We start from the raw sequence: 23,480 nt of genomic DNA on the forward strand, positions 1-23,480 counted from the left end.
AGTGGTAGTTCAGTTGGTTAGAATGCCGGCCTGTCACGCCGGAGGTCGCGGGTTCGAGTCCCGTCCACTCCGCCATTATTCTCTCTCTTAGTAATTCCCCCTGTAAAATCTAAATTAATTATCTTTTTTACTTTCTTCCGTTTGTTGTATTTTTCATTCATCTTAAGTTTTACCCCGAAGATCATGCTTTTTGCCGTTTAGCTCTTGAGCCTGAGGCTCCACAGGGCTAGAGTATTGTCACCAAAATCACAATGACAAAACGTAGACAACGGGAGATACCCATGCGTAAAACTTTACTGGCTGTAGCAGTGGGCGCGGCAGTATCGTTGGGAGCTTGCAGTGATGCAAATAACTCATCAACAACTGAGAATCAGGCTGCTTCTGCTGACAGCAGTCAGCAAGAAACTATGACTAACCCATTCTTCGAGGCCAGCTCTCTGCAATACCAGGCACCGGACTTTGATGCTATTGAGTTCAAACATTTTGAACCTGCATTTGAGCGCGGAATGGAAGAGCACATGGCTGAAATTGAAGCTATTGCAACGAACTCAGCAGAACCTACTTTTGAAAATACCATTGTTGAAATGGAAAAAGCGGGCAAAATTCTGGGGCGTGTAAGCTCAGTGTTCTATAACCTGTCTTCTTCTAACAGCAGCGATGAAATTCGTCAGTTACAGGGCAAGCTAGCGCCTGAGATGGCCTCTCACCGTGACAACATCATGCTGAACCCAGATTTGTTTGCGCGAGTTAAGAACTTATTTGATAACCGCGACTCTTTAGATCTGGACTCTGAGTCTGAGCGTTTACTGGAAGATACTTACAAAGGGTTTGTTCGCGCCGGCGCAGAGCTGAACGACGAGCAGAAACAACAAATTCGTGATATCAACGAAGAGTTATCCAGTTTAACAACTGAATTCCAGAAAAGCTTAATGGCGCTGACTAACGAAAACGTCATTGTTGTTGATGATAAAGAACAACTGGCTGGACTTAGTGACAGTAAAATTGCGTCGTTAGCCAAAGCGGCAGAGAGCCGTGATATGGAAGGTAAGTACGCTATTACTCTGACTAACACAACTCGTCAGTCTATTTTGACCGATTTAGAGAACCGAGAACTGCGTCAGAAAATTTGGGAAACCTCAGCCAACCGTGGGTCTGGTAATACGGAAACTGACACACGTCCTATGGTTCAGCGTTTAACTAAGTTGCGCGCTGACAAAGCAAAACTTCTGGGCTTCGATAGCTGGGGTGACTATGTGCTGGCAGACAACATGGCTGGTACGCCTGAAGCCGCGCAGTCTATGTTACGTGACTTAGTACCCGCTGTGGTCAGCAACGTAGAAAAAGAAGCTGAAGAAGTTCAGGCAATGATTGAAGCTGAAGGTGAAGACTTTGAGCTTAAGCCCTGGGACTGGTTCTACTATGCTGAGAAAGTACGCGAAGAAAAATACGCAATTGATGCTGACGAAGTAAAACAGTACTTCGAGTTTAATCGCGTATTAGAAGACGGTGTTTTCTATGCAATGAACCAATTGTTCGGTATTACGTTTGAAGAGCGTAATGATATTCCGGTTTACCACGATGATGTCGTTGTGTATGAAGTAAAAGACGTTGACGGTTCAAGCATTGGCTTGTTCTATGCCGACTACTTCACTCGTGACAGCAAACGCGGTGGAGCCTGGATGAGCTCGTTCCGTACTCAGTCTGAGCTGATGAATCAGAAGCCGGTCATTTTGAACAACATGAACATCACTAAAGCGCCTGAAGGTAAACCAACCTTGATCAGCTTTGATGAAGTATCAACCATGTTCCATGAAATGGGCCATGCGCTGCACGGTATGTTCTCTGACGTGAAATACCCGTCGCAGGCAGGTACTTCTGTACCGCGTGACTATGTTGAGTTCCCTTCAACTTTCCAGGAAGACTGGACTCTGAACGAAAAAGTGATAGCCAAATACGCCAAACACTACGAAACCGGAGAGCAAATTCCGGACGAGTTGCTGGAAAAAGTATTAGCAGCGCGTAATTTTAACCAGGGTTTCGATACGCTAGAGTATCTCTCTGCTGCGTTGTTGGATCTTGAGTATCACACGATAGAGCCGGGAACCGAGATTGATGATGTTGCTGGTTTTGAGCAGGACGCGCTGGAGAAAAACGGTGTGGCGATTGAAGCCGTACCACCACGCTACCGTTCAACTTACTTTGCTCACGTATTTGCGGGCGGCTACTCAGCAGGTTACTACGCTTATATGTGGAGTGAAGTGCTGGCAGCCGATGCGTTTAAGCATATGGGTAACAACGGTGGATTGAGCCTTGAAAATGGTCAGGCTTTCCGTAAGGAAATTCTGTCTAAAGGCAGCAGTAAAGATCCTATGCAGCAGTATATCGACTGGCGCGGTCAGGAACCGACAGTTGAAGCTTTACTTGAACGCCGTGGATTAACGGATCCAAGTATTGACTAAGCTATATTGAAATAAATACGACTGAACAGTCGTTATCTAAAGCCACTGGCGTTATCATCGTCAGTGGCTTTTTTATTATCTGCAGATAAGTGAGGCACAAATGCAAGAACGGATTGTCATAGTTGGTGGCGGTGCAGGCGGATTAGAATTGGCGACTATGCTGGGAAGAAAGCTGGGTCGCAAAAAGAAAGCAAAAATAACGCTAATAGACAGAAATAGTACCCACTTGTGGAAGCCGTTGTTGCACGAAGTTGCCTCAGGTGCTCTGGACTCGCGGCTGGCTGAACTGGATTACCGCGGACAAAGTGCCCGCGAAGGTTTTCAGTTTCTGGTCGGCACCTTAGAGTCTGTGAATAAAGACGAAAAGTCGATTCAATTAGCAGCTATAAAAGATGAGCAGGGCCATGAAGTGTTGGCGCCGCGCAGTATTGAATACGATAGATTAATTCTTGCCATTGGCAGTGTTACCGCAGATTTTGGAACCCCCGGCGTTAGCGATCATTGTTATTTTCTGGACTCACTGCGTCAGGCGGATGAGTTCCATGAGCATTTACTAAATGAGTTTTTACGGGTAAATCAGTCGATTGAAGACGGCGAAAATACGAAATTGTCACTGGCTATTGTGGGCGGTGGGGCAACCGGAGTAGAACTGGCTGCTGAACTCATTCATTCGGTGTCATTGTTGTCTATTTATGGTCTTTCTTTCCTTGATCAAAAACATTTTGAAGTTCGCTTGGTTGAAGCCGGTAAACGATTATTGCCCGCGTTGCCTGAGCGTTTGTCAGCATCGGTAGAGAAGAAACTGAAATCGCTGGGTGTTGAAGTCATATTGGGTAACCCGGTTACTGAAGTAAAAGAAAATACCCTGGTGTTGTCCGAAGGAGAAAATATCAGCGCCAATTTAATGGTTTGGGCAGCGGGTGTCCGGGCTCCTGACTTCGTCAGTGAATGGGGCCTGAAAGTCCGCAAAAACAACCAAATTGAGGTAAATGAGTATCTCCAGTCGGTCTCTGACGAAAGCATTTATGCCATAGGTGATTGTGCTGGTTGTCGTATAGACGATGAACGTTGGGTACCACCAAGAGCTCAGTCAGCACATCAGATGGCTGAATGTTTGTATCAGAATATTGTGCGTGAGTACCGCAACAAACCAGCAAAAGCCTTTAAATATAAAGACAGGGGCTCGCTAGTCTCACTGAGCCGTTTTTCGGCGGTCGGTAATTTAATGCAAAGTAAAAGTCTGTCAATGTCGCTCGAAGGCACTTTAGCGCGTTGGGCTTATGCCAGCCTATATCGCATGCACCAAAGAGCCCTACACGGCTGGTGGAAGATGTTTTTGTTGTTAATGGTGGACAAACTTAATCATGTTGTAAAACCGCGACTGAAATTACACTGACGATATACTTCAGAGCCTGCTTAAGGCACAATAACGACCCTAAAAACGATAACGAAAAAGCCAGACTGTATCCGTAAAATGACTGCACCAAATTTTGTTCACTTAAGAGTTCATAGCGACTTTTCCATGATAGATGGGCTGGCGAAAGTTGGTCCAATTTGTGAGGCTGTTGCTGAAGCGGGTATGCCTGCTTTAGCTATTACCGACCAAATGAACTTTTGTGGTCTGGTTCGCTACTATGGAAAGGCGCATCAATTGGGCTTAAAGCCTTTAATAGGGTGCGATTTCTGGGTGCAGGCTGACTATCCTGAGTCTGAAATTTTCCGCCTGACTGCACTGGCAATGGATAACGAAGGTTATCAGCAGATAACTCAGCTTATTTCAAAAGCTTATTTGCGCGGTAATATTAAAGGCAAGCCGGTTATCGACAAAGACTGGCTGAAGGAACATAACGAGGGCATTATCTTATTGTCCGGAAGCCGTCAGGGCGATGTAGGGCATGCTCTCATTAAAGGCCACGACAGTCAGCTGGATGCCGCCCTTGATTTCTATCAGCAATATTTTCCTGATCGCTATTATCTGGAGCTGGTGCGCACCGGCCGACCTCAGGAAGAAACCTATTTACATAAAGCGGTGGCTTTAGCCGGAGAAACCGGTCTACCCGTTGTCGCTACTAATGAAGTGGTTTTCCTGAAAGAAGAAGACTTTGATGCTCACGAAATTCGTGTCGCTATTCACGATGGGTATCAATTAGAAGACAAACGCCGGCCAAAGAAATATTCGCCACAACAATATTTGCGCTCCAGCGAAGAAATGACGGAGTTATTTTCTGACATTCCTGAAGCAATAGAAAATACTGTTGAAATAGCTAAGCGTTGTAATGTCACTGTGCGTTTGGGCGAATACTTCCTGCCTAAGTTTCCCACAGGCGACCTGACAACAGAAGAGTTCTTAATCAAAGTTTCAGAAGAAGGGCTGGAAGAACGTTTAGAGTTTTTGTTCCCTGACGCGGAAGAGCGACAGCAAAAGCGCCCAGAGTACGACGAGCGACTCAAGCGCGAACTTGGCGTTATTAACGATATGGGCTTTCCCGGGTATTTCCTTATCGTTATGGAGTTCATTCAGTGGAGTAAAGATAACGGCATACCCGTAGGTCCGGGGCGGGGTTCAGGTGCCGGCTCTCTGGTGGCTTACGCACTTAAAATAACGGATTTGGATCCGCTTGAGTTTGACTTACTTTTCGAGCGATTCCTTAACCCTGAACGGGTTTCCATGCCGGATTTTGATGTCGACTTCTGTATGGACCGTCGGGATGAAGTTATCGATCACGTTGCTGATCTGTATGGTCGTGAAGCGGTTTCGCAAATTATTACCTTCGGTACCATGGCGGCTAAGGCTGCAATACGCGATGTCGGGCGGGTATTGGCTCATCCTTATGGTTTTGTCGACCGAATTTCCAAGTTAATACCGGGTGACCCTGGAATGACTCTGGCCAAAGCTTTTGAAATTGAGCCTCAGCTTGGCGCAGCGTACGACCAGGATGAAGAAGTTAAGGCCATTATTGATATGGCCCGTATTCTTGAAGGCGTGACTCGTAATGCCGGCAAACACGCCGGCGGCGTGGTTATTTCCCCAACCAAAATAACCGACTTCTCGCCACTGTATTGTGATGACGAAGGAAATAATCCGGTCACTCAGTTTGATAAAGACGATGTTGAGTCCGCTGGCTTGGTTAAGTTTGACTTTTTGGGTCTGAGAACACTGACCATTATTCAGTGGGCGGTCGATATGGTGAATCGCCGGCATGCTCAGAGTGGTAAAGACCCGATTGATATTACGTCGATTGATTTAACTGATCCGGCGTGTTTTAAACTGTTGAAAAAGGCCGAGACAACAGCGGTGTTTCAGTTAGAGTCACGTGGTATGAAAGAGCTGATTAAAAAGCTTTTGCCAGACTCTTTCGAGGACATTATCGCCTTGGTGGCACTATTCCGGCCGGGGCCTCTGCAGTCCGGCATGGTTGATAACTTTATTGACCGGAAGCACGGCAGGGAAGAAATTTCTTACCCCGATGCCGAGTATCAGCATGAGAGTTTGCAACCCATACTGGAGCCGACTTACGGCGTTATCCTTTACCAGGAACAGGTGATGCAAATTGCCCAGGTTCTGGCGGGCTACACTTTGGGTGGCGCAGATTTATTACGCCGAGCCATGGGAAAGAAAAAGCTCGAAGAAATGGCTAAGCAGCGAGAAATTTTTGCTAAGGGTGCGGCGCAAAATAATATCGACCCTGAACTGGCGACGAAAATCTTCGACTTGGTAGAGAAGTTTGCCGGTTATGGATTTAACAAGTCACACTCGGCTGCTTACGCTTTAGTGTCATATCAGACCTTATGGATGAAAACTCACTTTCCGGCAGAGTTTATGGCCGCGGTGATGTCCGCCGATATGGATAACACCGATAAAATTGTCACTCTGGCGGATGAATGCGAACGCATGGGGCTGGACTTGTTGCCACCGGATGTAAACAAAGGCGAATATAAATTTACCGTCGATGAACAGCAACGAGTGGTTTACGGTATAGGCGCAATAAAAGGCGTGGGCGAGGGCCCAATTGAGTCTATTATTAAAGCCCGTGAAGAGGGCGGGTCGTTCCGCGATTTATTCGACTTCTGTTGCCGGGTTGACCTAAAGCGAACGAATAAGCGCATTCTGCAGCGCTTAATTCGTGCTGGTGCAATGGACAACTTAGGACCTCACCGCGCTTCATTAATGGCAACGCTGGAAAAAGCCATTCGTCAGGCCGAACAGCACTTGAACGCAGAAAAAATTGGGCAGTCGGATATGTTTGGGGTACTGACCACCGAACCTGAAGCGGTTGAACAAGAATTTGTCAGCGTACGTAAATGGTCGGAAGCGGTCTGGTTAGAAGGTGAGCGGGACACCCTGGGTCTTTATTTGACTGGTCACCCTATTAACCGTTTTCGTGCAGAGCTCAAACATTACATTAATAGTACATTGTCCAATGTTACTCCCACCCGCAAAGATGAGAGTATTGCTATTGCCGGGCTAGTGATTGATGTGAGAGTACTGACCAATAAAAGAGGTCAGCGTTTTGCTATAGTGACTTTAGATGACAAAACAGCGCGCATGGATGTACGCTTATTTAGTAATGAATACGAAAGTTATCAGGAATTGCTCGAAAAAGACCGAATTTTGTGGATAAAAGGTGAGGTCAGATTTGATAACTTCAGTAATAGCAATACAATGACCGCCAGAGAAGTGATGGCAATCGAGCAGGCTCGGGAAACATATCTCCGGCATTTAGCAATTACAGTAACGGATGAGCAGCTTGCTAAAGGTCTTGCCGGAAAACTGGAAAAGCTATTACAGCCCTTTGCTGAAGGGACTTGCCCGATAAAAATGAGGTATCAGTCGGAACGTGTTGAAGCCACTTTAAATGTTGGCGCACAATGGTATGTGAATCCGTCTGATGAATTAATATACGAATTACAGAATTTGCTGGGAACTCAGCAAGTTTCACTCGAATTTTAAAGGAAATGACAGCGAATGAGCCTTAATTTTCTGGACTTTGAACAACCTATTGCGGAACTTGAAGCGCAAATCGAAGAACTGAAGTCTGTTGGCAACCGCGGACAACTGGATCTTAATCTAGAAGAAGAAGTGCAGCGACTGACTACAAAGAGTCAGGAACTGACAGAGAAAATCTTTTCTGATTTGGGTGCGTGGCAGGTAGCACAGCTGGCGCGCCATCCGTTACGTCCTTACACGCTTGACTATATTCGCATGATTTTCACCGAGTTTGACGAAATGGCGGGTGATCGCTCTTTTGCTAATGACGAGGCGATTGTTGGCGGTATTGCGCGTTTAGACGGCACTCCGGTTATGGTTATAGGCCAGCAAAAAGGTCGTGAAACCAAAGAGAAGATCCGCCGAAACTTTGGTATGCCAAAACCGGAAGGTTATCGTAAGGCGCTACGCCTGATGCAAACCGCCGAACGGTTTAAAATGCCAATTGTTACCTTCATTGATACACCGGGCGCTTATCCTGGAATTGGTGCGGAAGAACGCGGTCAGAGTGAAGCCATTGCGCGCAACTTGAAAGTTATGGCTCGCTTAACCGTGCCTATTGTTTGTACTGTTATTGGAGAGGGTGGTTCTGGTGGTGCTCTGGCTATTGGTGTCGGTGACCGCGTTAACATGCTGCAATACAGTACGTACTCGGTTATTTCTCCGGAAGGTTGTGCTTCTATTTTGTGGAAAAGTGCCAGCAAAGCACCATTAGCAGCAGAAGCTATGGGCGTAACCGCAGAGCGAAGTAAAGAGTTGGGGCTGGTTGATTCTGTGATACCTGAGCCTCTAGGCGGCTCACACCGCCATCAGGAAGAAATGGCGGTAAGGCTTAAACGTCAGCTTATTGCTGATTTGGGAAGCTTACAGGGCTTAAGCCACGAGGAGTTGCTGGATCAGCGCTATCGTAAACTTATGTCTTTTGGTTACTGCTAATTACCAATGATGAAAGATGGTCTTTATGACCTGTTTTGTGAAAGCTTAGAGTCTCTTGCATTAAAGCCGGGGCAGCAATTAGTTGCTGCTCTTGGTGGCGGGGCTGACTCGCAAACTATCCTCGACTTGCTGATGCGCTTTCGTCAGCATAACCCTCAGTATCAGTACTTAGCCATTCATTTAGATCATAGTTTTCACCCCAGTTCAGCTGACTGGTCGTCGACCATTGAGCATGCTGCTAAGGCTTATGGTGTAAAAACGGTTTTTGAGCCGCTTAATGTGCCTGTAGAAAACCGGCAAAGCAAAGAGGCCGCCGGACGTGAAAGTCGTTACCGGAGAATGGCCGAGCTGACCGACGATGATGCGGTATTACTGCTTGGACAACACCGCAATGATCAGATCGAAACCTTTTTTCTGCAATTAAAACGCGGCAGCGGGCCAAAGGGTTTATCCTCAATGGCCGTTGTTCAGCCATTGAGGATAAACCGTCGTCTCTGCCGGCCTTTGCTTAGTGTGAGTAAAGAAGATATTTTAAGCTATGCGCGGCAACACAAGCTAACCTGGATTGAAGATGACACCAACTACGATACCCGTATTGAGCGGAACTTTTTGCGTCATAAAGTAGTGCCGCTATTAGAGCAGCGCTGGCCACAGTTTGGGCATAGCGTGCTGAGGTCGGCAAAGCTTTGCGCCGAGCAACAGCAGGTAATGGATGAGCTGTTGCTGGAAAAGCTGCATAAAGCGCAGAAGCACAAGAGCCACTTTCCTTTAAGTTTACTCAGTGATCATTCTGCTGCTATGCAGCGAGCGTTACTGCGAGCCTGGCTGCAAAAGCTGAAATATTCGCTGCCCAGTTACGAGCAACTGGAGCAAATTCGGTTACAAGCTCAAAGCGCAACAGACGACAGCCAAATGCAGGTTCAGTGTGATGGCTACAGTGTGCGCTACTTTCAATACGCCCTATGGTGCGATAATAATGTAGGGCAATTACCTGAGGATTGTTGGTTAGCTGAGGCGAATGTCGATTTGGGTGAATGGGGTAAGTTAAGCGTGCCTGACGCACTGCTGACGAATAGCAATGAGTTGAGGTTAACCTTTTTGTTAAGCTCAGAAAAACTGGCAAAACCAGGCCGTCATGGGCGAAAAAAATTGAAAGACTGGCTAAAACAGGCGGGAATTCCGCCGTGGTTAAGAGCCAGACGACCAATACTTGAATTGAATGCTCAGTACGTGTGGGTAGCCGAACTTGGCTGGTTCAGCTACCAGGTTATTGAAAAAACAGAATTTGAGAGCCTTCAGTTGCCCGAGCCAGACTGGGTTAGCTCAGGTGCCGATTCTTACCGGCAACTTTAGCGGCATAAAGGCGCCTGTCGGCTTCGTCAATGATATCCTGTGGGCTATGAAAACTCTCCATAACCAGGCTGCCGGCGCTAACGCCAATATTAAAAGTGGCAAGGTTGACGTCGTTACTGAGCGCATCCCGAATACGGAGAAAAACGTCGTCAGCTTGCTCTGGTTGCGTATTCTCGAGTATTAATACAAACTCATCACCGCCATAGCGAAAGACCCTGTCCGTATCGCGCAGTTGCTGTTGCAGTAACCTACCAAACAGTTTCAGTACTTGATCGCCTTGCTGGTGTCCATGACGGTCGTTGACGTTTTTAAAGCCATCCATATCCAGTAACATGACAATATGAGACTGTTCTTTGTCGCGCTTTAAACGTGCACTAATGTGCTCAAGCGTTTCGTCCAGTAAGGCTCGATTGCCAAGGCCGGTTAAATGGTCGCGTATGGCAACTTTTCTTAAGCGTGAAAACTCTATAGCATTACGCAGAGGAAAAGTCAGCTGCCGGTGCATTTGTTCCAGGCGGACTTTATTCACATAGGAAGGTTGACGTTTGAATTGGTAAACCATTTGTCCCAGGTATTCTTTATCGGCATAAAGCATTACTGAGTATTCGCTCTCAACGCTCTCGTAGTCACCAATTAAATTAATAATTTGGTCATCAAAGATAAATTGCAGGGCACTTACGGGTAGACGCTGAACCATGTATTCTGCGTAAATAGATAATACCTGATGCAAATCGAGAGATGTCTGCAGTCGTTCAATTAACGGAGTTGATTTGCTTTGCAAATCGGCCGATGAGGTTAATTGACTGATAATTGCCTGAGTTTTGTTCTCAGTTGCCTTACTCTCAGTTTTTGCTACAGCTCTGTTTAGCATGACAAACCTTTTTGCCTGAATTTGATAATTTAAAATTTACTAGCAAATATTAGGCCAATAATAGAAAATCTATATTTTACAAAACGTTATAAGAGCTAGTTTTTCTGAAACAAAAGAGTGTTACTATTTTGACACTCATAAAAACAAAGACATCCAGGAGTTTATGAATGAACGGTACATTTTCCAGCCTTCTGCTCTTATTAGCAGTTGCCGTTATTCTTGTCTGGCTATTCAGAAGGGTGAAATTGCCGGCAATTTTGGCCTACTTAGTTGCCGGTATTATTGCCGGCCCCGATGTTATGGGCTGGATAGCTGACCCGGATGATTATCATCTGGTTGCTGAGCTGGGTATTGTTTTGCTCCTGTTTTCGTTGGGGCTGGAATTTTCCTTACCGAAGATGATCGCGATGCGGCGATGGGTGTTCGGCTTAGGTGCGGCCCAGGTTCTTGGTTCCTTGTTAATCTTTTTGCTTATTGGGTTTATCTGGCTGGATGAATGGGCTGCATCTCTGGCTATTGCCGGAGCGCTGGCGTTGTCCTCTACTGCGGTTGTTATCAAGCAATTAAAAGAAAGTGCACAGACGTCAACCCGTCGCGGGCAGATGAGTGTCGCTATTTTGCTATTTCAGGATATAGCGGTAGTACCACTGCTTATTATTATTCCTTTACTGGCCTCCGATAATGGCAACATTGGCTACACTTTATTACTGGCTTTGGCGAAAGGTGCCGCCGTTATTGCTGTGCTCATGACGATAGGAAAATGGGTCTTACCGTATTTATTCAAAGAAATAGCCAAGCAAAGAACCGATGAGCTGTTTGTTTTAGCGACGCTTCTGGTTGCAATGGTTGCCGGTGGTATGACTCATGTTTTTGGTCTTTCTATGGCGTTAGGTGCTTTTTTAGCCGGAATGATGCTGGGCGAAAGCCAGTATAAACACCAGCTGGAAGCCGACATTCGCCCGTTTCGCGATATTTTAATGGGCTTGTTCTTTACGACCATAGGCATGCAGCTTCAGCTCTATGGGTTCGTCCAGAATTTTCACTGGATACTACTCGCTTTAATTGTAATGGCCGTTATTAAAATTGCGTTAATTAGCTCGGTAGCGCGCTTTATGGGTGAGCGTGACGAAGATGCCTGGGGCAGTGGTATTTCGCTATTTCAAATGGGTGAGTTTGGCTTTGTCATTGTCGCCTTGGCAAGCAGTCATGGCCTGCTGAGTAAAGAGATTGTCACCAGTATGATAGGCATTGGTGTGTTGAGTATGGCGATAACACCTATTGTTATTCACCGCTTGAAATCTTTGGTGAATCTGGTTGTCCGCCAGCCCGATCCTCTGGTCGATATTGAGCAGCAACGAACCTCAGGCAGTGAAGGGCTGGAAAATCAGGTATTGATTTGCGGCTTTGGTCGGGTTGGGCAAACCATGAGTCGATTTCTGGACGCCGAGGGGATTACTCATATAGCCGTAGATAATGACCCAATGCGAGTTCAGGAAGCCGTTGCCGGTGGCGCTCGTGTCTATTTCGGGGATAGCGCCCGAAAAGACATCTTACGAGCGGTAGGAGCCGAGAGTGTCGATCTTATTATTATCAGTTTCGCCGACGACCTGCGCGCACTCGAAGTGCTGAAAGAACTTCGCCAGTTAAACCCCGATGCCTACATTATTGTGCGCAGTCGTGACGATATAAGGTTAACTCAGTTACAGGAAGCTGGGGCATCCCAGGTAGTGCCGGATACACTGGAGGCGAGTTTAATGCTGATTTCTCACGTGCTCAGCCGCAGTGGTATTCCAATACGCCGTATTCTTGCGCGGCTGGATAAAGAAAGACGCAACCATTACGGTGAAATGCATGGTTTCTTCCAGGGGGACGAAACTGAAATTACGCCGGAACTGGCTGACAAACTTGAGTTTTTACGTGCTTTAACCTTGCCGGAAGGTGCCTGGGCGACGGGCAAACGTATCGATGAATTAGACTGGGATAAGCATCAGGTGCAACTGAAGGCTTTACGCCGTGACGATGAGGAAATTCCAGAGCCTGATAATGATACCGAATTACAACCGCAAGACGTGGTCTTGCTGGTGGGTAAACCGCGTTATGTTGAGGCTGCGGAACGTTGGCTACTGGAAGGCTGAAACAGTCCGTTACAACTTAGTGCCGAATTCACACAACTAGCAACAGTTAACGGCTAACATTTTACATTATTAACAGCAATAATGATGCTGTGAGTTAACCAATTACGAGAACAATAAAAAATGAAATTAAAAAAACGAGCCTTTATTCCGCCGTTAATTATTGTTGGAGCTATCGTTTTAGCGATACTTGCAAGTATGTCTGCTGAGCCGCCAAAACAGAAAGATAGAAGTAAACCCGCTGCGATGGTTGAAGTTCTGGAAGTGAGCCCTCGTGACATGACTTTTATTGTAGACTCGCAGGGAACGGTAAAACCAAAGCATTCAACCACACTGGTGGCAGAAGTGACCGGACAAATTGTCGATGTTGCTGAGAATTACCATGCCGGTGGTTTTTTCAAAAAAGGCGATACACTGGTTCAGGTCGATCCATCTGATTATGAAGTTGCAGTCCAGCAGGCCCGAGCTAACTTGTTACAGGCTCAGTCCGAGTTAGAGCAAGAGAAGGCGCGGGCTCGCGTTGCTGAAGAAGAATGGTCTGCATTTAAAGAAGGAGATGCTCCCGAACTTGGTTTGCGTAAACCGCAACTGGCCAGCGCTATTGCCGCAGTCGAGTCGGCTGAAGCTAATCTTGCCAGAGCAGAGCGTGATTTAGAGCGAACCACCATAAAAGCACCTTACGATAGCGTACTCCGTAGTAAAGAAGCCAACCTGGGGCAGTTTGTTTCAACGGGTAGCCAAATCGCCCTGGTTTTTGATACCCGTACGGCAGAAGTTCGGTTGCCATTAAGTGACCTTGATATGACGTATATTCTTGATCCGGCTCTTGCGGAAGAAGCGCCCCGAGTGCAGTTAGAATCAATGGTTTCCGGGGAGTCTGCAACCTGGCAGGGACGTCTGGTTCGGACAGAGGGTGTCTTAGATGAAAATAGCCGTGTTATTTATGGTGTCGTAGAAGTCTCCGACCCTTACAATTTGGGTGAAGAGACACATCCAATACCTTTGCGCTATGGACGTTTTGTGCAAGCGAAAATAGAGGGGACTGCAGCTAAAGGGGTGATGGAAGTGCCGACGTATGCACTGAACCCTGATGGGTCTGTCTGGGTTGTTCCTGAGAATCGAGAGCTGGAAAAACGTGATGTTGACGTTGTGCGAACTCAGGGAAATACGAGCCTTATCAGTTCCGGGCTGGAAAGTGGAGATAAAGTGGTGCTGACGCAGTTGAAGAATGCGTTACCGGGTATGAAGGTGCGTTTGCCCGGCGACCCACTGCCAGAGCAAATGGAAACAACGGCTAAAGCAGATGAAAGCGGTGAGAAAAAAGCCGAAGATTCTGAAAATGTAGGCGGGTAAACATCATGACGACTGAAAAACAAACCGGTCTGATTGCGTGGTTTGCACGCAACTCGGTAGCCGCAAATTTATTGATGATCATTATTCTGGTTGCAGGCGCGCTGTCAGTGTTCACTGTGCGCAAGCAGATGTTCCCGGAAATTGAACTGAATATTATCAGCATTCAGGTGCCTTTCCCCGGTGCTGCGCCACAGGAGGTGGAGCAGGGCGTCATTATGCTGATAGAAGATGCGATTGAAGATGTTGATGGCGTTGAAGAGATGACTTCTCAGTCACGGGAAGGCGGCGGTAGTGTCACTCTGGAAGTTGAACCCGACTATGACGTACAAGTTGTCATGGACGAGGTAAAAATGCTGGTGGATGCAATTCCTAACTTTCCCCAGCAAATTGAAAAACCCAATATTTACCGGGTAAGACCACAGCGGCAAGTTATCTGGATGTCGGTTTATGGCGACCTGGATGAGCGCTCCCGTAAAGAGCTGGCAAAGGAAGTTCGGGATGAGCTCAAGACGGTCGGCGGCATAACCAAAGTTGATGTGGTTGGTGACCGTGATTATGAAATTTCGGTTGAGATTTCTCAGCAGGATCTTGAACGCTATGGACTGACCTTTTCGCAAATCGTCGACGCGGTTCGTGGTACCTCAATTGATGTTGCGGGTGGGTCAATAAAAACCCCCAACGGTGACATTTTATTGCGTGCTAATAACCAGGCTTATGTAGGTGGTGAGTTTGAGGAAATTGTCTTATTAAGCCGTGCTGACGGCACGCGTTTAACTCTGGGTGATATAGCCAAAGTAGAAGACGGTTTTATTGAAGAAGAGTCTTATACCCGCTTTGACGGTAAACCGGCAACTTTTGTCCGGGTGCAGTCAGTGGGTGATCAGAACGATCTTAAAATAGCAGAATACGTCCGCGACTATACGAAGAGAAAAAATGAGGAGCTACCTGATGGCGTTCAGGTAGCACAATGGGGAGACTCTTCGTATTACCTGCAAGGCCGCCTGGATCTGATGCTGGATAATATGTGGATGGGCGGACTGTTGGTTTTCCTCATGTTGTCCCTGTTCTTACAACTGCGTTTGGCGTTCTGGGTCATGATAGGCATTCCGGTGTGTTTTTTAGGCACCATTGCGTTAATGCCTCTACCGATGTTTGATATCTCAATAAATATGATCTCGCTGTTTGGCTTCATACTCGTGTTAGGGATAGTGGTGGATGATGCGATAGTCATAGGAGAGAGTGTCTATACCGAAATAGAAGAAAACGGAAAAAGTATTGATAACGTTATTGCAGGGGCTAAGCGTGTGGCTATGCCCGCTACCTTCGGTGTATTAACAACGATGGTTGCCTTTGTCCCCATGTTGACGGTTGAAGGGGGGATGGGCGCTATTTGGGAGTCTATTGCCTGGGTCGTTATTCTTTGTCTGGCGTTTTCGTTGGTAGAATCAAAACTGATATTGCCGGCACACATCGCCAATATGAAATACTCCAAACAAAAGGGTGAAAAAAATAATGCATTTCAACGTTTTCGCAATAAATTTGCGAGTGCGATTAAGTCTTTCGTAGAGAAGCATTATCGTCCATTTCTTAAAAAATGCCTGCACTACCGCTATACAACGTTAGCAACCTTTGTCGGTATGCTGATTCTGATGGCAGGCCTTATGAGTGGAGGTATTGTGCGCTGGGTTTTCTTCCCGGATATTCCCAGCGATTTTGTCCAGGCGAATGTTGAAATGCAGCCCGGTACTTCAGAAACTCGTACCATTGAAGTTTTGAACAGTGTGGAAAAATCCCTTAACGCGGTAAATAGCCGTATTAAAGAAAGTGACGGTGAAGCCGTTGTTCGTCATACCAATATCTGGATGAACGGCAATACTTCCGGCACCGTTTTTGTTGAGCTGCAAAAAGGCGAAGACCGTCAGATAGACGGGTTTGAAATTGTGAATCAGTGGCGTGAGTCTGTTCCTGAATTGGCTGGAGTCAAAGCCTTAAACTTCCAGGGAAGTATGAGCGGTGGCAGTGGCTTTGATGTTGAGTTTCAGTTAATAGGTGAGAATCTGGACGAGCTGAAAGCAGCAGCTGACGAGCTTAAACTGAAACTTGCCGACTACGACGGGGTATTTGATATTGAAGATACCTTTGGTGACGGGAAAGAAGAAATTCTTCTGCAAACCAAGCCGCTAGCAACCGCTATGGGGATTAATCTGGCTGAACTGGCTACACAGGTTCGCTACGCCTTTTATGGTGCTGAAGCTCAGCGCATACAGCGTGGCGACGAAGAAGTTAAAGTCATGGTTCGTTACCCTCGTGATCAGCGGGAGTCCGTTGGCAACTTGCAGGATATGAAGCTGCGTGGCCCTGATGGTTCTGAAATTCCATTTACCGAACTGGCTGATATCGAGTTCGCGGAAGGTTATAGCACTATTACTCGTATTGACCGCCAGCGCTCTGTAAACGTTCGTGCGCGAGTCGATAAAGACAGAGTAGAGCCTTTCCGCATTGTCAACGAAGTACGTGAAGATAAAATTCAGCCCATTCTGGATAAGTACCCGAGTGTTGGTTTCCAACTGCAGGGAGCGACTCAGGATGAAGCCGAAGCAACCAGCTCGCTGGCTATTGGCGGACTGCTTGCAATGTTTGCTGTCTATGCGTTAATGGCCATCCCACTGAAGTCTTATAGTCAGCCATTAATTATTATGTCGGTAATACCTTTCGGTATGATTGGCGCAGTTATTGGGCACTGGGTTATTGGTATGCCGGTCAGCATTTTAAGTCTGTTTGGCATTATTGCATTAGCCGGGGTGGTGGTGAATGACAGTCTGGTCATGGTCGACTATGTTAACCGAGCCCGGGATATGGGAACGGATTTACGTAAGGCGGTGCTGGATGCCGGTTGTCGCCGCTTCCGTGCAATAACCCTAACCTCGTTAACGACTTTCTTCGGCTTGCTTCCAATAGTTCTGGAGAAGAGTCTGCAGGCTAAAATAGTAATACCAATGGCAATATCACTGGCCTTTGGTATTATTTTCGCAACGGTCATTACCTTGTTGTTAATCCCTTGTCTGTACTTGATTTTGGCTGATACCAAGCGAGGAGTGCGTACCATGTTGTCCTGGTATGGGCTGGCAACACCGCCTGAACCTAAAGACATGAGCACCAAAGAGGCACTGGAACACTACTAAGTGCCTGAGCAAATAAAAGAAAGCCGGAGCTAAGTCTCCGGCTTTATCGTATGGTTCGTCATAAACTGGTAAACTAACTACTCTAAACTGTTAAATTATTAATAACCGAACACTCCAGAGGAAACGCTGACATGTTGCTGTCGCTTCTTGATCTTGCCGCATTGCTATTTTTCTTTTTCTGCTGGATAGGCTATTCATTGTTCGCCCGCAAACGAGCCCGAACTACGCATTGTCTGTCGAGCATTTTGTGCTCGTTAAGAATTGACTGGTTTACCACTGTCATGCACAAGGAGAATCAAGTTGCTGACGCGTCGCTTATTGGGAATGTCGAGAGAACTGTAACCTTTTTCGCCTCTTCTACCATTTTAGTTCTGGCTGGTGTTATTACGGTCTTAGCGCATGCAGATGAAGTTGTATTGGTGCTAAATGAAATTCCGATGAGTCCCGATACCAGTTCTATTTTGGTGCAGTTTAAACTGTCGGTGTTAGCCATTATCTTTATCTACGCCTTTTTTAAGTTTACCTGGTCTATTCGTCAGTTCGGCTTTGTGTCTGTCCTGTTGGGAGCTTCGGTTGAGTATCATCAGAGCAATAAACCAGAAGAAGAGCGTCGGCGTTTTGCTATGCATGCGGCAAAAGTACTGGATCAGTCCGGGCATGAGTACAATAAAGGCCTGCGCACATATTATTTTGCTTTGGCCTATTTATCCTGGTTTCTGCATCCCGTCATCTTAATTGCTTCAAGCGCTGTGGTGGTCGCAGTGCTTTATCGTCGTGAATATCGCTCACGAGTATTACGTGAATTGTTGGCAACGAAAGGCTATGTGCCGGGAAAAAAATAATAGGAGAAGGTTGTGAATAAGGTATTTTCTGATTTTCTGGCCTGGACTCGTGAACATGAGTGGGGTTGTAGCGAGAGCCATGACTTAACACTGAGCAATGGCACGAAACTTTCGGTCTGGGATAGTGGGGTGTTAGAAGTTTCGCCGGCTAGCCCGGGACACAAGGATATTGTGTTATCCTGTGCGGTGCATGGCAATGAAACCGCTCCTATCGAAATATGTCGGGATATCATTAATGACATTATTGATGAAAAGCAGACAGTCACGCACCGTACGCTGTTTTTGATTGCCAACCCGGCCTCAATAAATAAAGGTGAACGGTTTGTTGAAGAAAACATGAACCGGCTGTTTAGTGGAGCACATAGTAAAGGCAGTACGCAAAACAAAGAACGCGAGCGAGCAGAAAAGATAGAAAATTATGTAGAGCGTTTCTACCAATCGGCTCCGGAAGGTTCCCGCGAACGTTTCCATTATGATTTACATACCGCTATTCGCGACTCAAAACGTGAAAAATTTGCGGTTTATCCGTTTACGCACGGTGCGCCTTACAGCCGCCAACAGCTGCAGTTTTTGCTGGCTTGTGGCGTTGATACGATATTATTAAATCAGGCACCGACAACGACATTTTCATATTTTAGCGCACGTCAGTTTAATGCCCATGCGTTTACTGTTGAGCTGGGTAAAGTTCGTCCATTTGGCGAAAATGACAGGACTAAATTTGCCGCAGCTGAAACGTCTTTACGCAACTTAATTTCGCAAACTGAGCTGGATTTTGGTTCCTTTGAACCTGGACAACACTATGTATTTAAAGAAGCGCAAACCATTAACCGCACTCAGCAGGACTTTGAGCTAAACTTTGCGGATGATGTCGCTAACTTCACCTCTTTTAATAAAGGGGAGCTATTGGCCCGGGATGGTGACAAGGCCTGTTACGCGCAGCATGACGGTGAACATATTATTTTCCCTAATGCCAAAGTGGCGCTGGGGCACCGGGCGCTATTAACCGTGGTGCGAGTACCCACGGAGTCGCTCGATTTAGTCTGAAACTAATGAGTCTAGGCTGCCGAAATTTGTTAAGACTGTTCGTTTCTATTTACACTTAGCGCACTCAGTTTTCATTGGGGGGTGGTTTGCATGTCACTTTACGTAAAGGTAAAGTAACGGCAGTTTCCAACCCAGCTTAAAACCGAAAGAGAAGGTTATGGTCAAGGATAAAAAACACGACACAGAAATTGTGACGAAACCGAAATGGTTTGATAAAGATTCAGTCACAATTCCAATGCTGCAAATCTTAAAAGAAGATGGCAGTTTTCATAAAGATGCCGACATGCCGGAGTACGATAAAGAGCTGATCGTGAAAATTCACGACACCATGCAATTTATCCGTATTCTTGATGAACGCATGATTGCCGCTCAACGTCAGGGCCGTATTAGCTTCTATCTGGCCTCTCGTGGTGAGGAAGCCGAGAGTGTGGCGTCTGCCGCCGCACTAGACGCTGGTGATATGATCATGGGGCAATACCGCGAGCAGGGCGCTTTAGCATACAGAGGCTTTACCGTTGAACAGTTTATGAATCAGCTGTTTTCTAACGAGAAAGACTTAGGTAAAGGTCGTCAGATGCCAGTTCACTACGGTTGCGCTGACTTAAACTTTATGACCATTTCGTCGCCTTTAGGAACGCAAATTCCACAGGCAACAGGTTATGCATTTGGCCAGAAGATGGACAAAACCGATAAATGCACTATCTGTTACTTTGGTGAAGGCGCCGCGTCAGAAGGTGACTTCCATGCAGCCTTGAACATGGCGTCGGTTTACAAAGTGCCTGTCATCTTCTTTTGCCGTAATAACGGTTACGCTATTTCTACACCGGCGCAAGGCGAACAGTACGCCGGTGACGGTATTGCCCCGCGTGGTATTGGCTATGGCATGAAAACCATACGTATTGACGGTAACGATGCTTTCGCCGTACTAAAAGCGACACAAGAAGCTCGTCGTCTGGCGGTAGAAGAAAACGAACCAGTTCTCATTGAAGCCATGTCTTATCGCATGTCTGGTCACTCGACGTCGGATGACCCAACAGGCTACCGTACGCGTGATGAAGAAGCAGACTGGCAGGCGAAAGATCCGCTTGAGCGTTTACAGAAGTGGATGATGAACGAAGGCTGGTTGGATAAAGACCACGTTGAAGAGCATCACGCTGAAGTGAAGGCGAAAGTTCTGGCGGCGTTAAAAGAGTCAGAAAAAGTACCGGTCCCGCACATTGATGAGCTGATCAATGATGTTTACGACGAACCGACTGACATGCTGAAAGAGCAGTTAGACGAGTTAAAAGAGCACATCCGTAAATACCCGGATGCCTACAGTAAAACGTCGGGGAGACTGGACTAATGGCTAAAATGAATTTATTACAGGCCATCAACAGCGCGCTAGACCTGGCGATGGCTAAGCATGACAATGTATACAGTTTTGGTGAAGATACCGGTGGTTTTGGCGGTGTATTCCGCGCCACTTCAGGCTTGACTGAAAAATACGGCAAGCATCGTAACTTTAATACCCCGCTGGTTGAGCAGGGTATTATTGGTTTTGCTAATGGCCTGGCGTCACAAGGCAGTTATGCCATTGCCGAAATTCAGTTCGGAGACTACATTTTCCCTGCGTTTGACCAAATCGTGAACGAGACGGCCAAGTTCCGTTATCGTTCAGGTAATGAGTTCAACGTGGGTGGTTTAACCATTCGTACCCCGTACGGTGGTGGTATCGCCGGTGGTCATTACCACTCGCAATCTCCGGAAGCTTACTTTGCGCATACGCCGGGCATAAAGATAGTGACCCCGCGTAACCCGTACGAAGCTAAAGGGTTATTGCTGAGCGCTATTTTTGATAAAAACCCGGTGTTATTCATGGAGCCGAAGCGTTTGTACCGTGCTTCAACGGGCGAGGTTCCGGAAGAAGAATACACCATTCCGTTAGGCAAAGCCGACGTAGTCAAAGAAGGTAAGGATATTACCGTTCTTGGCTGGGGCGCGCAGATGGAAATGATTGAAAAAGCGGTGGAAAAATCAGAAGAAGACGGCGTGTCGTGCGAAGTCATTGACTTGCGGACCATTTCTCCATGGGATGTTGAAACCGTTACACAATCGGTTTTAAAAACCGGTCGTTTGGTGATCACTCAGGAGGCTCCTATTACCGGTGGCTTCGCCAGCGAAATTGCGGCAACGGTTCAGGACAAATGCTTCTTGTATCTGGAATCACCAATTGGCCGAGTGTGCGGTATCGACGTACCGTATCCGCTGTGTCACGAAAAAGAGTACATGGCTGATCACTTGAAGATTTATGAAGCGATCAAACGCTCAATGAACTACTAAGGACCCATCGACATGAGTAAAGACTTTATTCTGCCCGATATCGGCGAAGGGATCGTAGAGTGCGAAATCGTTGAGTGGCTGGTTGCCGAAGGTGACGAGGTTAAAGAAGATCAACCCGTAGTTGAGGTCATGACTGACAAAGCTATGGTTGAGATCCCGGCCAAAGACGACGGCGTTGTAGAAAAACTGTATTACCAGAAAGGCGATATTGCTAAGGTTCACGAACCGTTATTTGCAATTAAGCCAGCTGACGGAACTTCTGATGAAGCGCCGGCTAAAGAAAGCGAGCCGACTAAAAAAGAAGAACCGAAAACAGAGGAAAAACAAACTTCAAGCGGCGGCGACACAACTGACTTTATTTTGCCTGATATTGGCGAAGGTATTGTTGAGTGCGAAATCGTTGAATGGCTGGTGTCTGAAGGCGACGAAGTGAAAGAAGACCAACCGGTTGTTGAAGTTATGACGGACAAAGCAACGGTTGAAATTCCGGCTAAAGACGACGGTACCGTGGTCAAGCTGTATCATAAAAAAGGTGATATTGCGGAAGTACACAAGCCACTGTTTGCGTTGAAGCCAGCGGGCGGCGTTCAGGAATCTACTTCAAATGCCCCACAGAGTCATGTTGACCCTGAGGCTAAGACTTCGCCATCTGGCTCCAAAGCAGAAGCGGAGCCGCCAGCGAAAGCGCGTCAAGGCAAAGCCATTGCCAGCCCGGCAGTGCGTCGTCTGGCCCGCGAAAGTGATATTAACATTGCTGAAGTGCCCGGTTCAGGTAAAAAAGGGCGGGTTCTGAAGAAAGATATTGAAGCCTTTAAATCGGGTGAACAGAAGTCAGCGGCATCAAGCGATAGTCAGCAACCGCAGAAAGCAGCTGCGACCAGCGGTGGTACTCGTACCGAAGCTATCCGCGGTGTGAAAGCGGCTATGGCCAAGCAGATGATGAGCTCGGTCAGTACGATCCCGCATTTCACCTACGCCGATGAATTTGATGTTACTGACTTAATCGCATTGCGTGAAAAGCTAAAAGAGCAATACAAAGAGAAAGGCATTCGGTTAACTGTCATGCCATTCTTTATAAAAGCTTTGTCGCTGGCGATGAAAGAATTCCCGGTGATGAATGCACAGGTGAATGAAGACTGTACTGAGATCACTTACTTTGATGATCACAACATTGGCATGGCCGTTGATACCAAAATTGGCCTGTTAGTACCTAACGTCAAGCAGGTGCAAAACAAGAGCATCATCGATGTAGCCAATGAAGTGACTCGTCTGACTCAGGCATCGCGCGAGGGCAAGTTGCCGCAAGCCGATATGAAAGGCGGTACTATCAGCATTTCAAATATTGGCGTTATTGGCGGTACGGTGGCAACACCTATTATCAATAAGCCGGAAGCGGCGATTGTCGCTTTAGGTAAGGTGCAGGAACTGCCGCGCTTTGATGCCAACGGTAACGTGGTTGCCCGCAAGATAATGACGGTAAGCTGGTCAGGTGATCATCGTATTATCGACGGCGGTACCATTGCCCGTTTCAACAAACTCTGGCAGGAATACCTCGAAGACCCAACCAGCATGCTGGTAAATATGGTCTGAGATAGAGGCTGAGCCAGAAACAAAGAGAGTTAGGCTAAGTTAAGAAACACGCCGTGACCCCCTCCTTGGGGGCTTGGGTGACGCCATCCTTGGCGTCACACAGTTTCTTAACTTACACCTAACTCTTTTTTTTGTTTCTGGCTATCTACATCTGCGTTCAGTAAGTTAAATAAAGCTAGCAGATCCTACGGATAGTGGGCGTAGCGCCTGAAGTTAAAACCCTCTGATACAGGAGTGTCGAAGGCCAGGGATGGCCTTCGTCAAGCCCTCATGGATGAGCTCGCTGCGTCTCCTGTATCAGAGGGTCTTGACTCCAAGCGGAGCGCTCTATCCGTAGGAGCGTTAACACTTCCTTTCACCTTATCCTTCGCAGCTGTGCTATTGTTTTCTTATCTTAGAAGTATCGAGA

General features: G+C 46.9%; 14 protein-coding genes. 13 read left to right on the plus strand and 1 reads right to left on the minus strand.

The features are described 5' to 3' along the window. Positions 1 to 281 precede the first annotated feature (281 nt). The 5 genes from Q5L94_RS11960 (at position 282) to tilS (ending at position 9,735) form a co-directional block, all read left to right on the plus strand. Positions 282 to 2,459: a M3 family metallopeptidase gene (locus tag Q5L94_RS11960; protein ID WP_317498619.1), complete on the plus strand. Its 2,178-nt coding sequence runs from the start codon at positions 282 to 284 to the stop codon at positions 2,457 to 2,459. A 100-nt stretch (positions 2,460 to 2,559) separates the two neighbouring features. Beyond that, positions 2,560 to 3,855 carry an NAD(P)/FAD-dependent oxidoreductase gene (locus Q5L94_RS11965; protein WP_317498620.1) on the plus strand — a complete coding sequence of 432 codons (1,296 nt, stop codon included), beginning with the start codon at positions 2,560 to 2,562 and terminating at the stop codon, positions 3,853 to 3,855. Between the two features lie 78 nt (positions 3,856 to 3,933). Then, on the plus strand, positions 3,934 to 7,410 hold the full coding sequence (dnaE, locus tag Q5L94_RS11970; RefSeq protein WP_317498621.1) for a DNA polymerase III subunit alpha: 3,477 nt from the start codon (positions 3,934 to 3,936) through the stop codon (positions 7,408 to 7,410). Positions 7,411 to 7,425: 15 nt separating this feature from the next. After that, positions 7,426 to 8,382: an acetyl-CoA carboxylase carboxyl transferase subunit alpha gene (gene accA / locus Q5L94_RS11975; protein ID WP_317498622.1), complete on the plus strand. Its 957-nt coding sequence runs from the start codon at positions 7,426 to 7,428 to the stop codon at positions 8,380 to 8,382. A 6-nt stretch (positions 8,383 to 8,388) separates the two neighbouring features. Further along, entirely contained in the window at positions 8,389 to 9,735 is a 1,347-nt protein-coding gene (tilS, locus tag Q5L94_RS11980) for a tRNA lysidine(34) synthetase TilS (protein WP_317498623.1), read from the plus strand. On the opposite strand, the gene Q5L94_RS11985 is transcribed toward tilS, so the two are convergent. Beyond that, positions 9,701 to 10,606: a GGDEF domain-containing protein gene (locus tag Q5L94_RS11985; RefSeq protein ID WP_317498624.1), complete on the minus strand. Its 906-nt coding sequence runs from the start codon at positions 10,604 to 10,606 to the stop codon at positions 9,701 to 9,703. The genes tilS and Q5L94_RS11985 overlap by 35 nt on opposite strands. A gap of 167 nt (positions 10,607 to 10,773) precedes the next feature. Here Q5L94_RS11985 and Q5L94_RS11990 point away from each other — a divergent pair, with 167 nt between their 5' ends. The 8 genes from Q5L94_RS11990 to Q5L94_RS12025 all read left to right on the plus strand — a co-directional run bounded on the left by Q5L94_RS11990 (position 10,774) and on the right by Q5L94_RS12025 (position 23,071). After that, complete coding sequence (locus Q5L94_RS11990; protein WP_317498625.1) at positions 10,774 to 12,741, plus strand: cation:proton antiporter; 1,968 nt, start codon at positions 10,774 to 10,776, stop codon at positions 12,739 to 12,741. Positions 12,742 to 12,861: 120 nt separating this feature from the next. After that, complete coding sequence (locus Q5L94_RS11995) at positions 12,862 to 14,091, plus strand: efflux RND transporter periplasmic adaptor subunit (protein WP_317498626.1); 1,230 nt, start codon at positions 12,862 to 12,864, stop codon at positions 14,089 to 14,091. Between the two features lie 5 nt (positions 14,092 to 14,096). Then, positions 14,097 to 17,273 (plus strand): efflux RND transporter permease subunit, encoded by a 3,177-nt coding sequence (locus tag Q5L94_RS12000; protein WP_317498627.1) that lies wholly within the window; start codon positions 14,097 to 14,099, stop codon positions 17,271 to 17,273. Positions 17,274 to 17,404: 131 nt separating this feature from the next. Further along, positions 17,405 to 18,115, plus strand: coding sequence for a DUF599 domain-containing protein (locus Q5L94_RS12005; protein ID WP_317498628.1), 711 nt, complete (start codon positions 17,405 to 17,407; stop codon positions 18,113 to 18,115). 12 nt (positions 18,116 to 18,127) lie between these two features. Next, positions 18,128 to 19,159, plus strand: coding sequence for a succinylglutamate desuccinylase (gene astE, locus Q5L94_RS12010; protein ID WP_317498629.1), 1,032 nt, complete (start codon positions 18,128 to 18,130; stop codon positions 19,157 to 19,159). A gap of 157 nt (positions 19,160 to 19,316) precedes the next feature. Further along, positions 19,317 to 20,504, plus strand: a complete 1,188-nt coding sequence (locus Q5L94_RS12015) for a thiamine pyrophosphate-dependent dehydrogenase E1 component subunit alpha (protein WP_317498630.1) — start codon at positions 19,317 to 19,319, stop codon at positions 20,502 to 20,504. Further along, a complete protein-coding gene (locus tag Q5L94_RS12020; RefSeq protein WP_317498631.1) occupies positions 20,504 to 21,481 on the plus strand; it encodes an alpha-ketoacid dehydrogenase subunit beta in 978 nt (325 codons plus the stop codon). Before Q5L94_RS12015 ends, Q5L94_RS12020 begins: the two co-directional genes overlap by 1 nt. A 12-nt stretch (positions 21,482 to 21,493) precedes the next feature. Further along, positions 21,494 to 23,071 (plus strand): dihydrolipoyllysine-residue acetyltransferase, encoded by a 1,578-nt coding sequence (locus Q5L94_RS12025; protein WP_317498632.1) that lies wholly within the window; start codon positions 21,494 to 21,496, stop codon positions 23,069 to 23,071. Positions 23,072 to 23,480: the final 409 nt, after the last annotated feature.

The sequence above is a fragment of the Idiomarina sp. Sol25 genome, assembly GCF_033052775.1.
GTDB lineage: Bacteria > Pseudomonadota > Gammaproteobacteria > Enterobacterales > Alteromonadaceae > Idiomarina.